Origin of the sequence: Chryseobacterium sp. Tr-659, assembly GCF_011752975.1 — a bacterium.
Lineage (GTDB): Bacteria > Bacteroidota > Bacteroidia > Flavobacteriales > Weeksellaceae > Chryseobacterium.
In genome coordinates, this window is the sequence record NZ_VWWP01000005.1 from 293,612 (window position 1) to 306,988 (window position 13,377).

A 13,377-nucleotide genomic window follows, 5' to 3' on the forward strand; every position below is an offset into this window, starting at 1 on the left:
TATGCAGAATTATAAAGATAAAGCAGAGCTTATACAAGAAATTAAAAAAAGGTATGAGCTTTATGATCTGGAATTTGATGAGATCCCTGACGATCAGAAAGATCTTTTAAAACCGGGAATTGATAAAACTCCATCACAAAATATTTCATATCAGATCGGATGGACAAACTTGCTCCTTCAATGGGAAACTGATGAAAAGAAGGGAATTGAAGTGAAAACACCTACACCAGAATATAAATGGAATAATCTGAAAGGATTATATCAATCATTTTATAATCGGTATGGTTCCTATAGCCTGACTCAGCAAAGAGAGGCACTAAGAAGTCAAGTGAATGAAATCACAGCATGGATTGAAAATACTGACCATGAAACCTTATTTATTCCTGGCCAAAGAAAATGGGCAACAACTCCTGCTCAATGGCCGGTTTGGAAATGGATTCACATTAATACAGTGGCTCCGTTTACAAACTTTAGAATACAGCTTCGGAAATGGAAAAAAGAAAAAGGTACAGAATAGCTCTGTACCTTTTATATTTATATTTTCTGATAAAATATTAAGCCAATTTCATCAAAAGATTTTCATCAATCTTCTCTACTTTCACAATATTATTTTTTGTCAAAGTTTTAGAAGCTTTATCCCATTTTTTACCGGATAACTGGCTTCTTTCTTTTACTTCCGCTAAAGACATTGCTTCTTCCTGAGAATTAAGGATTTCAAGGATTACTTTTTCGTCTTCTCCCAATTCAATTTGAGGAGCAGCTTTTTCAGGTCTCATCTGCGGGAAGAATAATACTTCCTGGATCGATGCATTGTTCGTTAAGAACATGATCAACCTGTCCATACCGATTCCTAATCCAGAAGTTGGCGGCATTCCATATTCAAGTGCTCTCAAGAAGTCCTGATCGATAAACATTGCTTCATCATCTCCTCTTTCAGATAAAGCCATCTGTGCTTCAAAACGTTCTCTCTGATCAATAGGATCATTAAGCTCTGAATAAGCATTTGCGATTTCTTTACCGCAAACCATTAACTCAAAACGCTCTGTTAAACCTTCTTTGCTTCTGTGTTTCTTAGTCAGTGGAGACATTTCGATCGGGTAATCAGTAATGAATGTCGGCTGAATAAAGTTTCCTTCACATTTTTCACCGAAAATCTCATCAATTAATTTTCCTTTCCCCATTGTTTCGTTCACTTCAATACCGATAGACTTCGCGAAATCATATAATTCCTGTTCAGTTTTTCCGGTAATATCAAAACCTGTGAATTTCAGGATTGCTTCCGTCATAGAAACTCTTGGATAAGGAGCTTTGAAATCAACATTATGCTCTCCGAATGTAGCCGTTGTAGTTCCGTTTACCTGGATAGCACAGAATTCCAATAATTTCTCAGTGAAATCCATCATCCAGTTATAATCTTTGTAAGCTACATAGATTTCCATAGCGGTAAACTCAGGGTTGTGGGTTCTGTCCATCCCTTCATTTCTGAAGTTTTTAGAGAACTCATATACTCCGTCAAAACCACCTACGATCAATCTTTTCAGATATAATTCGTTGGCAATTCTTAAATATAACGGAATATCCAATGCATTATGGTGCGTGATAAACGGTTTTGCAGCAGCTCCACCAGGGATTGACTGCAGAATAGGTGTTTCCACTTCAAAATATCCTGCATCGTTGAAGAACGTTCTCATCGCGTTGAACAATTTTGTTCTTTTCACGAAAATTTCTTTAACCTGCGGATTTACCGTTAAGTCTACATAACGTTGTCTGTATCTTAGTTCAGGATCCGTGAATCCGTCATGTACTACTCCGTTTTCATCAGTTTTAGCCTGAGGAAGTGGACGAAGTGCTTTGGTAAGAAGTGTAAAGTTTTTCACTAAAACAGTTTTCTCTCCTACCTGAGTGGTAAACAATTCACCTTCAATACCGATAATATCACCAATATCCAAAAGGTGCTTGTACACTTCATTATATAGTTCTTTATCTTCACCAGGACAGATTTCGTCTCTGTTGAAATACACCTGAATTTTCCCTTTAGAATCCTGCAATTCTGCGAAAGAAGCCTTCCCTTGAATTCTGCGTGACATCAATCTACCAGCGATCTTCACCTGTTTACTTTCAGAAAAATCCTGTTTTATAGATTCTGTAGTATCTGTAATTGTATACTCATCCGCAGGGAACGCATTAATCCCCATTTCAGTCAGCTTATTCAGCTTTTCTCTTCTAATGATTTCTTGTTCTGATAATTGCATTTCTTATTTTTCTAAAAGCGTACAAATTTAGGCATTTTTGCGCTGACCGTCAATGAGTTTTTTCAGAAATTTTAAAATGGAAATTGTGAATATTGATTTTTGACAGAAGAATAAGAATTAACAGGTATGTGAAATTAAATGTGAGGTATTTCTCTAAGCTTTCTAAAGTGGGCTAAAGTGTTTGAAAAATAAAAACCTTTTGTGACTTTGTGGTTAAGTTTAAACACCTTTATTAATAGTAATCATTACTTATGAGAAAATCTCCACGCCAATATTCTGCTCACCTTCTGTCCCTGAGCCATATCAATTGTTTTAACCTCCGCAGCTTTCACCTTCTTTAACAAATGGGTAAGCTTAGGCAAATTATCTTTTTTTGAAACCAGACAGGTAAACCAAAGAATCTGTGAAGAAAACAATACACTTTCGTGAATCATCTTTGTGATGAAAGCAAGTTCTCCGCCTTCACACCATAATTCAGACTGTTGTCCACCGAAGTTAAGAAGCGGTTTTTCTTTCTTTGATTTATTAAGATTTTTTGTCTTCCTGATATTCCCTTTTAAAGCTGATTCTTCAGAATCATGGAAAGGAGGATTACACATGGTGAATGTAAATTGATCTTCAGTACCAATAATATTTTTGAAAATATGGTTGGAATCAGGCTGACGCTTTAACTGAATGACAGATGACAGATCCGGATTCTGATCTAAAATACGTTGTGCATTCTCCAGAGAAGCCTGATTGATATCTGTTCCTAACATTTTCCAGCCATAAGACCTGTGGCCTATTAAAGGATAAACAAGATTGGCTCCTGCACCAATGTCCAGACCTTTTACAGAAGTTCCGGTTGGGATTTCCCCTGATTTTTCAGCTAATAAATCTGCAATATAGTGTACATAATCTGCCCGTCCGGGAATCGGGGGGCATAAATTGGTATCGGGAATATCCCAGTCTTTAATATTATAAAAATGTAAGAGTAGGGCCTTATTGAGCAGCTTAACCGCTTTAGGAATGCTGAAGTTAATGGTTAGCGTTTGATAAGCATTTACAAAAACATAGTGTTTCAGTTCTGGCACACAAGAAATAAGCTGATCAAAATCATAGGGATTACGATGCAGATTTCTTGTGTGCAGACTGGATTTTTCAGTGGACATATTTTATTTCTTCTGACTTAAAATATATTCCACCATTTTTTTGGCATCTTCTTTAGATACCTGTGGATGGGCAGCCATAGGCACACCTCCCCAAACTCCACTTCCGCCTTCTATAATTTTGGAAGCCAGCAATTCTATATCCTTTTCAGAGTATTTGTTTGCTATCTCCTGATAAGAAGGTCCTATCATTCTCTCTGTAGCAGAATGGCACCCTGAACAGTCTAAAGTCCCAATGATCTGGTCACCGGAAAGATTAGATTTTGCAGGCTCTGAAACAGCACTAGTTTCAGAAGAAGATGCTACTTCTGCTGTATTTTCTTTTTTAGAACAGGACATGATCAGAAGACCTAAAGTTCCTGCCAAAAATATTTTTTTCATTATTTCTTAGCTGTAGAATCTGTTTTAGCAGCTTCAGGAGCAGGAGTTGCAGCGGCAGGAGCAGCTGGTTTTGCAGTAGAATCTGCCACAGTAGTTGCTTCAGGCTCTTCAAGCATTGTATTGCTGTCCTGTAAAGAGTGATCTACTTTTTTAGAGCAGCTTGCTAATAATAAACCTCCGATAAATGCGATTGCTAATACTTTTTTCATTGTTTTCTAATTTGGAAGCAAAAATATAAAAAATAAACTTTTAAACTGATGACAAATGTTTCCTTTGAGAAATATTTTTCACCCTCCACAATTAACAATAATTAGTTCAAATATAATAGATATTTAAAATTCATCGTTATTTTTGTGTATCGGATCATTAAGATCTGAAAATAACACATTTAATTAAAAATTTATGTCTAAAAAAAAATTGTTCCGTACAGCATTATTAGCTGTGCTATCTACTCTTGTCTTTTCCTGTGAGAGCTCATCGGGAGAACCTAAGTCGGAATATTCTGACAAAATTGAATCGGTAACACTATTGAAAACTACCAAATCATGGGATGGAACCCAATATCCCGCCTATCCCACTACACAACCTGAAATTTCTGTGCTTAAAATTGCCGTCCCTCCCAATAAGGCATTGGATTGGCACAAACATCCAGTGATCAATGCTGCTTATGTAGAAAAGGGTGAAATTCAGGTAGAAAGGAAAGATAATGGTAAAACACAATGGATAACAAAAGGCCAGGTTCTTCCTGAGATGGTGAATATAGCCCACAGAGGCAAAACCGGAGATAAGGGCGTTACTCTGATTGTTTTTTACAGCGGAACTCCTGACATCCCGCTATCAGAACCAGTACAATAGGATTAAAAAAAGCTTAAGACTGGAAGACGGAAACTTTCAGCTTCCTTTTTCAAGCTTTACACTTAAATCATATTATTTAATTCACTCTATATTAAAAAGATAGTAGTAAATTTAGATCATGGTTTTACTATCAAAAATTCTGTTTTTCATCAGCCATCATGGTTTTTACACTGTGATATTGCTGATCTTATTCTTTGGTCTGCTCTCTTTTCTGACAAAGAAGGTATGGTTTCTTATTCCAATCATTCCACTGGCAATTTTAAACGGATTCGCGGGACAGTTTTTAAATGCCTGGTTTCTCAATAAATATGGTACGGAAAGCATAGCTCTCATCACTTCTGACATAGAAACCAATTCTACTCTTAACGATATGCCTATCCATGATTATGAGGCTATAGTAAAGAAACAAGATGGGAAATATGTTTCAACCTTCTTCTCTACAACTTCTGCCGCTATTTATCCTATTGAAAATGCAATTCGGATACCACAAACGGAAGTTTATTTTCCTGTAAAATATATTCCGGGGTATGAGAAAAATATTGTTATTCTCTATAATCAGTCTGATGAAGGACAAGCTGTACTCAGATATTCTAAACAAGCTCCCGTTAATTCTGCAAAAATAAAATACGAAGCAGACAGAACCAACAAGGAGTTTATTAAAGAATATATATCAGCACTGGAAGATTATGTAAAAACATATGATGATGAAACCTATGAAGCAAAAATCAAGGAATTGAAAAAAGAGCTTAAACAACTTAAATAATAAGGTTGTCATATTAAGTTTTTTTATTTTCTGATATTTTTTCTTTTTTGTATTAAAAAATTTTCTACATTTGCTACATGTTAAAAATGAACAACAATATTTGGTGGTGGCTTTCAAACTCTTCGTCGGGTCTGAAGGTATTGTCATGTTGTTAATTACACAGCAGAAATAATAAAATAAACAATATATAGGCTTTGACGGATAACGTTAAAGCCTTTTTTTATTCCTTAACCTAAAAAAAAACAACAAGATGTTTACTGATACAATCAAAATAAAAACCGTTTCGAAAAAGACACTGGGAGACCTTCATACCCCAATGAATATTTATCTTAAGATCAGAGACAAATTCAGAGATACCATCCTTCTGGAAAGCTCAGATTCAAAAAGCATTGATAACAACTTTTCCTTTATTGCGGTGAATGCCATTGCCGGAATTGAAGTAAAAAACCTTAATGAATATGAAATAAAGCTTCCCACTTCCGCTCCTGTAAAACAATTTATTATGGAACGTAAGATCACTGATATTTTTGAAGATTTCCGAAATATCTTTAAGTGTGAAACAACCCATGATCTCATTGAACAAACAGCTCAAAGTCTTTTCGGATATACCAGTTTTGAAGCCGTACAGTTCTTTGAAAATATTAATTTAAAGGCACAAAGTCCGGAAGTAGAGATTCCTGTATTACGATACAGATTGTACCAGTATGTTATTGCTATCAACCATTTCAATGATGAAATGTACATTATTGAAAATCAGATAGATGACGTAAAATCAGAACTCCACCTTTTAGAAAACCTCATCAAAAACCAGAACACTCCGGTTTATCCTTTTGAAAAAACAGATCTGGAGACATCCAATATTACTGACGAAGATTATATCGAATTGGTGAAAACAGCTCAGAAACACTGTATGAGAGGAGATGTTTTCCAATTGGTATTGAGCAGAAGATTTGAACAGAAATTCAAAGGGGATGAATTCAATGTTTACCGTGCTTTGAGAAACATTAACCCTTCCCCTTACCTATTCTACTTTGATTATGGGAATTACAAGCTATTTGGATCAAGCCCCGAAAGCCAACTTATTATAAAAAACAACAAAGCTATTATCCATCCCATTGCCGGAACTTCTAAACGAACAGGAAATTTTGAAGCTGATCTAGAAGCTATTGAAGTTTTAAAAGCCGATCCAAAAGAAAATGCGGAACACACCATGCTGGTAGATCTTGCCAGAAACGATCTTGGAAAACTGGGTAAAAATGTCACCGTTACCAAACTGAAAGAAATCCAGCTTTTCTCCCATGTAATTCATATGGTGAGCGAAGTGACTGCTGATGTTGCTAACGACATCAATCCTCTCGAAATGGTTTCCGCCACCTTTCCACAGGGGACATTAAGCGGAGCCCCTAAACACAAAGCCTTACAGCTGATCAATCAATATGAAAAAGATTCCCGGGGATATTACGGAGGATGTATTGGAATGATTGGTCTCAATGGTACATGCAACCAGGCGATTATGATCAGAACATTCTTAAGTAAAAACAATACATTATATTATCAGGCAGGAGCCGGTCTGGTTGCCAAATCAGTTCCTGAAAATGAACTGCAGGAGGTCAATAATAAGCTGAACGCGCTAAAAAAAGCAGTGGAAAAAGCAGAAAAAATAGTTGAAAAATAAAAACGAGTTCCAGCCCATCAACTAACAGCAAAAACAATCAGTAACTAACTCATAAAAAAGTAATGAATAACAATATAAACACTCAGCAGCCACAGCTTAAAGTTCTTGTATTCGACAACTACGACAGCTTCACTTATAATCTCGTTCAGATTATCGAAAGGATTCTGAATCAAAGAGTGGATGTGGTAAGAAATGATGAAATTACATTGGAAGAAATCGGAAAGTATGATAAAATCATTCTCTCTCCAGGTCCCGGAATTCCTGAAGAAGCAGGCATTTTATTAGATCTGATCAGAGAATATGCTCCTACCAAAAGTATTCTGGGAGTATGTCTTGGGCAGCAGGCCATTGCCGAAGCATTTGGAGGAAGCCTTATCAACCTGTCGGAAATTTTCCATGGTGTAGCTACTACAACGGATATTATAAAAGAAGACACAAAACTATTCGATGGCTTACATTCAGGGCTTGAAGTTGGAAGATACCACAGCTGGGCAGTCAATACCCAGGATTTCCCGGAAGAACTGGAAGTGACTGCCGTAGATCATGACGGAATGATCATGGCTTTACAGCATAAGACTTATGATGTGCATGGGGTACAATTTCACCCTGAAAGCATTCTGACTCCGGACGGAGAAACAATCATTAAAAATTTTCTTTTATAATGAAAACAACAGACCTCCCTTTATCAACCATAAAAGCTCCACAAATGAAAGAAATACTACAATACCTGTTCAATCATAATACACTCTCAAAATCAGAGGCAAAAGCAACCATGATCGAGATTGCACAGAATAAATTCAATGCCGCAGAGGTAACCGCTTTCATCAGTGTTTTTCTGATGAGAAATATAACATTGAAAGAAGTGGAAGGCTTCAGAGAAGCTTTGTTACAAATGGCGGTACCTGTTCATATCAATGCTGAAAACGCTATTGATATTGTAGGAACAGGAGGTGACGGAAAAAACACAATCAATATATCAACATTGGCAAGCTTTGTAGTGGCCGGGGCCGGGCAGAAAGTAACAAAACATGGAAATTATGGGGCTTCCACCATTACAGGCTCATCCAATGTGATGGAAGAACTGGGGTATCAGTTTAAAAATAATTCGGATCAATTGAATGAAGAACTTGAAAAAGCAAACATCTGCTTTTTACATGCCCCATACTTCCACCCGGCTTTACAATCTGTAGGGTTATTGAGAAAATCTTTAGGGTTAAGAACCTTCTTCAACCTTTTAGGTCCGTTGGTAAACCCTGCAAAACCTCAACATTCCATGATCGGGGTCTACAACCTTGAGATTGCAAGAATTTATCAATATCTATTACAAAATGAAGAAAGAGAATTCATTCTTGTTCATGGATTGGATGGTTATGACGAAATAAGTTTAACACATGACACCAAAATTATTACGAAAAACGGAGAAGAAATTTATTCTGCGGAAGATCTGGGCTTTAATCCGGTAACGTTGGAGGATATCAAAGCGGGAGATACAATTCAGGAAACAGCAAAAATTTTCATGAATATTCTTGAAGGAAAAGGCACCGAACAACAAAACTCAGTGATTTTGGCCAATGCATCCGTAGCACTTTACAATACTCATAAATTCGGTAGTTATGATGATTGTCTCCTTCTTGCTCAGGAAAGCTTACAAAGTGGAAAAGCACTCAACAGTTTTGAGCTTTTGATTCAATAAATAAAGAAAATATAAGTTTTTTAATCACAACCCAGGATTCTCATCTCAAACACAAAAAATGACTATACTAGATAAAATTATTGAAAGAAAAAAGGAAGAAATTACAACATCAAAGTCAAATATTTCTCTTGAACACTTAAAAAACACTGAGTTTTTTGGACGCAAAACCTATTCTCTGAAAGACTCTGTGAAAAATAAAAGTGGAATTATCGCTGAATTTAAAAGACAATCTCCTTCAAAAGGAATGATCAACAACCGTGTTCAGCCGCTGGAAGTAGTTTCTGCTTATGAAAGCTTCGGAGCCAGTGGAATTTCTATCCTTACCGACAAAGATTTTTTCGGAGGAGATTTTAATGATATACTCAAGGTTAGAGATCAAATTAAAATTCCTATTCTTCGAAAAGATTTTATGATTGATGAATATCAGTTTTATGAAGCCAAAAGCATTGGAGCTGATGTTGTTTTACTAATTGCATCCTGTCTTTCCCCCAATCAGGTTCAGGAGTTTACCCAACTTGCTCATGAACTGGAAATGGAAGTTCTTCTAGAAATTCACACCGAGGATGAGTTGAAACACTTCCATTCAACAATTGATCTGGTTGGAATTAATAACAGAAACTTAAAAGATTTTAAAGTGGATTTACAACACTCCGTTCAGTTGAAAAACCTTCTTCCAAAAGATGTTTTATCTGTTGCGGAAAGCGGTATTTATCATCTTGAAGATTTTAAATTTTTAAAACAAAAAGGATTCGACGGTTTCCTGATGGGAGAATATTTTATGAAAAATACAGATCCTGCCAAAGCATTTGAAGATTTCTCAATACAGATTTAATATATAAAATAGCCATAAAAATGAACCTGCAACCTGCCCACCTCCCTAAACTCAAAGTCTGCGGTCTCACAAAACCTGATCAGATTCAGGAGCTGATAGCAATGAATGTAGATTTCCTTGGTTTTATCTTTTATGAAAAATCACCAAGGTATGTTTTGAATCATATGAGCCTGGAAGCTATTTCAGCTATTGATCATCAAGGAAAAACCGGGGTTTTCGTCAATGAAAAAATTGATACAGTGGCAGAGATTGCTCAAAAAGCCGGATTGAATTTTATTCAGCTCCATGGTGATGAAAGCGGTGATTTTATTATAGAGTTAAGAAAGACGTTAAACCCTGAAACAGCAATCATCAAAGCCATCAGAATCGGGAACAATGATGCAGAAAATAAAGATAAAATTGTCAAACTGATCTCTAAAGAAAATAATTTGAAGTATATCAATTACTATCTGTTTGATACAGACAGTAAAGCTTTCGGAGGAACAGGGCAACAATTTGACTGGAGTTTATTAAATGACCTGGAAATCCCTCTTCCCTACTTTTTAAGCGGAGGTATTTCAGAAGAAAATGTTGAAAACATGAAAATATTGCGCCAGCAGCCTTTTGCTTTGGATATCAATTCAAAATTTGAAACAGCCCCGGGAAATAAAAATATAGATAACATAAAAAAGTTTAAGACCTTGTATCAGCAAAATATATAAATTAAAAAACACACAATGATGAACATACATTTACTAAAAAAGACATTTTACAAAACATTATTTCCTCCTAAATTTGGAAATAATAGAATCCAGACACTCTATCACTTTATTGCGCAGAACGACAATAATACAGAACATTGGGAAGTAGGTGGATTATTGTCTGATTTTATCAGTATTATTAAGGATTTTGAAAAGAATGATATTCAGTATTTTTTTGAGAGGATCAGCCTATGGAACAGCTATTATCTGGTTATTATTTCGGATAAATTTTTAGAAACCCATGTCAGATCAAGCATAAAATACGATTTAGGACTAATTTACGCCAAAATATTTCTGCTTTACGAAGATTCTGATCCTTATTATTTAATTGACAATCTGGAAATTGCTATTACAATGTATCAGTCAAAAATAGATAAAGCAACCTTAGTTGATCTGACTCATAAAATTGAGTTATTATATTATAAAAAACTGATTACCAAACAGCAGTATGATTACCATCTTACATTTATTAATAGTTTAAACCCATGAAATATCAAATAAAAGAAGCCAAAGATTTAAAAGAAAAAGAGATCGAACATATTTTGCATCTCTGGGACGTATCTGCCTGGAACACGATGAAATCTGCCTATTTTCGTACTTTTTTTAAAGATTCGGAATTTCATTTTCTGATGGATACTGATGAAAATATACTGGCGGTTCTCCGGGTAAACTTTGATTTCACCTTAAAAATATCTGATAAAGATTATTCTTTTGCAGAAGTTGTAGGATTGGTGGCCGCGCATGAGAAAAAAGGATATGGAGCTGCACTGGTTCGCCATTTTAAAGATGATACTGCCCAAAAAAATATGGACACCATTGGGTTTTGCCATTCGGACCTTCGCCCGTTTTATGAAAAATGTAATATTGAAATCCTCCACGACAAAGCCAAAATGATCAAAGAAAATATCGGCTCAGAATGGATTAATTCTGAAGATGATGATATTTTGATTTTTAATTTAAACAAGGAAAGAAAAGAACTGCTCAATCAGCTGAGCACACAAAACAATGCTTATTTAATCACTAAAGAATAAAGAAATGAATTATAAAAACCCTGATGAACATGGATATTATGGTGAATTCGGAGGAGCATTTATCCCCGAAATGCTTTATCCTAATGTAGAAGAATTACAAAAAAATTATCTTGAAATCATTGAATCTGAAGAATTTCAGACCGAGTATCAGGATCTGCTTAAAAATTATGTAGGAAGGGCGACACCATTGTATTTTGCCAAAAATCTGAGTGCAAAATATCAGACTCAGATCTACCTGAAAAGAGAAGATCTTAATCATACCGGAGCGCATAAAATCAATAATGCACTGGGGCAGGTTCTTTTGGCAAAACGACTGGGAAAAACAAGAATTATTGCTGAAACAGGTGCCGGGCAACATGGGGTGGCCACTGCTACAGCCTGTGCTCTCTTAGGTCTTGAATGCATTGTTTACATGGGAGAAATCGATATCCAGAGACAAGCCCCCAATGTCGCAAGAATGAAAATGCTGGGAGCAGAAGTAGTAGCTGCCACTTCAGGTTCAAAAACACTAAAAGATGCGGTAAATGAAGCATTAAGAGACTGGATCAACAATCCTGTGACCACTCATTACGTGATTGGAAGTGTAGTAGGCCCTCATCCTTTTCCGGATCTTGTGGCAAGATTCCAGAGTATTATTTCCAAAGAAATTAAAGAACAGCTTAAAGAAAAGATTGGAAGAGAAAATCCTGATTATGTGATTGCCTGTGTAGGCGGAGGAAGCAATGCTGCCGGAACTTTCTATCATTTTGTAGAAGAACAGGAGGTAAAAATCATTGCTGCCGAAGCCGGCGGTCTTGGTGTTAACTCAGGAAAATCTGCAGCAACCACTTTTTTAGGAACTCTTGGAGTGCTTCATGGAAGTAAAAGTCTCGTAATGCAGACAGAAGACGGGCAGGTAATAGAACCACATTCCATCTCCGCAGGATTAGATTATCCGGGAATCGGGCCTTTCCATGCACATTTGTTTAAAGAAAAACGAGCAGAATTTTTCAGTATCAATGATGATGAAGCCTTGAAATGTGCTTTTGAGCTTACCAAACTGGAAGGAATTATCCCCGCTCTGGAAAGCGCTCACGCTCTTGCTGTTTTAGACAAAAAGAAATTTAATGAAAATGACATTGTAGTTATTTGTCTGAGCGGACGTGGAGACAAGGATATGGAAACCTATTTAAAGAAATTAGATGCCGGAAATTAGTACAATATTACTCGGAAACAACATTCATCTTCTAATTTTTAACCTCTAATTTCTAACCTCTATAACAAGGAAATGAAAAAACTAAACATCTATTTCACAGCCGGAATTCCTCAATTGGAAGATACAGCTGATATTATAAAACTAATCCAGGACTCCGGAGCTGATATGATCGAAATCGGAATGCCTTATTCTGATCCTGTAGCAGACGGACCTGTAATCCAGAAAGCCCATGAACTGGCTTTGCAAAACGGAATGACAATTGAGAAACTGTTATCTCAATTAAAAGCAGTCAAAAATGAAATCAAAATTCCAATTATTCTGATGGGATATATCAATCCCGTATTGAGTTTCGGATTTGAAAAATTCTGTGCAGCATGTTCCGAAAGCGGAGTTTCAGGATTGATTCTTCCCGACCTTCCTCCTATTGAGTTTGAGAAAAATTACCAGCATATTTTAAAACAATACAATCTCAATTTCACTTTTCTGGTAACGCCGGAAACTTCTGATGAAAGGATACTCTATCTTGATTCTCTGAGCTCAGGTTTTCTGTATGCGGTAAGTTCATCCTCAACAACCGGAAATGAAAATGCCGTGTTAAAAAATGAGAACTACCTTTCCAGACTGGCTTCTCTTCCTCTGAAGAATCCTGTAATGATAGGATTCGGAATTAAGTCTAAAGCAGATTTTGAAAATGTAACGGAAAAAGCAGACGGAGGAATTATTGGAACTGCTTTTGTGAATATTCTGCTGCAGGATAAAGACTGGAAGAAAAGCGCCATAGATTTTATCCATTCCATAAAAGGGTAAAATTC

The 13,377-nt window shown here is 36.1% G+C and carries 16 protein-coding genes; 12 read left to right on the forward strand and 4 right to left on the reverse strand.

Translation table 11 applies throughout. The features are described 5' to 3' along the window. Position 1 precedes the first annotated feature (1 nt). Complete coding sequence (locus F3J23_RS13465; protein WP_167029757.1) at positions 2-517, forward strand: ClbS/DfsB family four-helix bundle protein; 516 nt, start codon at positions 2-4, stop codon at positions 515-517. Positions 518-554: 37 nt separating this feature from the next. Here F3J23_RS13465 and lysS read toward each other — a convergent pair whose 3' ends face one another. The 4 genes from lysS to F3J23_RS13485 form a co-directional block, all read right to left on the reverse strand. After that, positions 555-2,252, reverse strand: coding sequence for a lysine--tRNA ligase (gene lysS, locus F3J23_RS13470; RefSeq protein ID WP_167029760.1), 1,698 nt, complete (start codon positions 2,250-2,252; stop codon positions 555-557). Between the two features lie 245 nt (positions 2,253-2,497). Further along, positions 2,498-3,403: a 23S rRNA (adenine(1618)-N(6))-methyltransferase RlmF gene (gene rlmF / locus F3J23_RS13475; RefSeq protein ID WP_167029763.1), complete on the reverse strand. Its 906-nt coding sequence runs from the start codon at positions 3,401-3,403 to the stop codon at positions 2,498-2,500. Positions 3,404-3,406: 3 nt separating this feature from the next. Next, positions 3,407-3,781, reverse strand: a complete 375-nt coding sequence (locus F3J23_RS13480) for a c-type cytochrome (RefSeq protein WP_167029766.1) — start codon at positions 3,779-3,781, stop codon at positions 3,407-3,409. Next, a complete protein-coding gene (locus F3J23_RS13485) occupies positions 3,781-3,990 on the reverse strand; it encodes a hypothetical protein (RefSeq protein ID WP_167029769.1) in 210 nt (69 codons plus the stop codon). Before F3J23_RS13485 ends, F3J23_RS13480 begins: the two co-directional genes overlap by 1 nt. A gap of 193 nt (positions 3,991-4,183) precedes the next feature. On the opposite strand from F3J23_RS13485, the gene F3J23_RS13490 reads away from it, so the two are divergent. From F3J23_RS13490 to trpA, 11 genes are all read left to right on the forward strand, one after another. Further along, the gene (locus tag F3J23_RS13490) at positions 4,184-4,636 is read left to right on the forward strand and encodes a cupin domain-containing protein (protein ID WP_167029772.1); all 453 of its coding nucleotides are present in this window, start codon (positions 4,184-4,186) and stop codon (positions 4,634-4,636) included. A gap of 118 nt (positions 4,637-4,754) precedes the next feature. Further along, positions 4,755-5,399, forward strand: a complete 645-nt coding sequence (locus F3J23_RS13495; RefSeq protein ID WP_167029775.1) for a hypothetical protein — start codon at positions 4,755-4,757, stop codon at positions 5,397-5,399. 250 nt (positions 5,400-5,649) lie between these two features. Continuing rightward, entirely contained in the window at positions 5,650-7,074 is a 1,425-nt protein-coding gene (locus tag F3J23_RS13500) for an anthranilate synthase component I family protein (protein WP_167029778.1), read from the forward strand. Between the two features lie 62 nt (positions 7,075-7,136). Next, on the forward strand, positions 7,137-7,736 hold the full coding sequence (locus F3J23_RS13505) for an anthranilate synthase component II (protein ID WP_167029782.1): 600 nt from the start codon (positions 7,137-7,139) through the stop codon (positions 7,734-7,736). A 44-nt stretch (positions 7,737-7,780) separates the two neighbouring features. Next, positions 7,781-8,767, forward strand: coding sequence for an anthranilate phosphoribosyltransferase (trpD, locus tag F3J23_RS13510; protein WP_167029919.1), 987 nt, complete (start codon positions 7,781-7,783; stop codon positions 8,765-8,767). 58 nt (positions 8,768-8,825) lie between these two features. Beyond that, the gene (gene trpC, locus F3J23_RS13515) at positions 8,826-9,599 is read left to right on the forward strand and encodes an indole-3-glycerol phosphate synthase TrpC (protein ID WP_167029785.1); all 774 of its coding nucleotides are present in this window, start codon (positions 8,826-8,828) and stop codon (positions 9,597-9,599) included. Positions 9,600-9,619: 20 nt separating this feature from the next. Further along, positions 9,620-10,300, forward strand: a complete 681-nt coding sequence (locus F3J23_RS13520) for a phosphoribosylanthranilate isomerase (RefSeq protein WP_185156460.1) — start codon at positions 9,620-9,622, stop codon at positions 10,298-10,300. A gap of 15 nt (positions 10,301-10,315) precedes the next feature. After that, positions 10,316-10,828 carry a hypothetical protein gene (locus F3J23_RS13525; protein ID WP_167029787.1) on the forward strand — a complete coding sequence of 171 codons (513 nt, stop codon included), beginning with the start codon at positions 10,316-10,318 and terminating at the stop codon, positions 10,826-10,828. Beyond that, positions 10,825-11,370: a GNAT family N-acetyltransferase gene (locus F3J23_RS13530; protein ID WP_167029790.1), complete on the forward strand. Its 546-nt coding sequence runs from the start codon at positions 10,825-10,827 to the stop codon at positions 11,368-11,370. Before F3J23_RS13525 ends, F3J23_RS13530 begins: the two co-directional genes overlap by 4 nt. 4 nt (positions 11,371-11,374) lie before the next feature. Continuing rightward, entirely contained in the window at positions 11,375-12,565 is a 1,191-nt protein-coding gene (gene trpB, locus F3J23_RS13535) for a tryptophan synthase subunit beta (RefSeq protein WP_167029793.1), read from the forward strand. 48 nt (positions 12,566-12,613) lie between these two features. Further along, on the forward strand, positions 12,614-13,372 hold the full coding sequence (gene trpA, locus F3J23_RS13540; RefSeq protein WP_317167728.1) for a tryptophan synthase subunit alpha: 759 nt from the start codon (positions 12,614-12,616) through the stop codon (positions 13,370-13,372). The last annotated feature ends 5 nt before the right edge of the window (positions 13,373-13,377 follow it).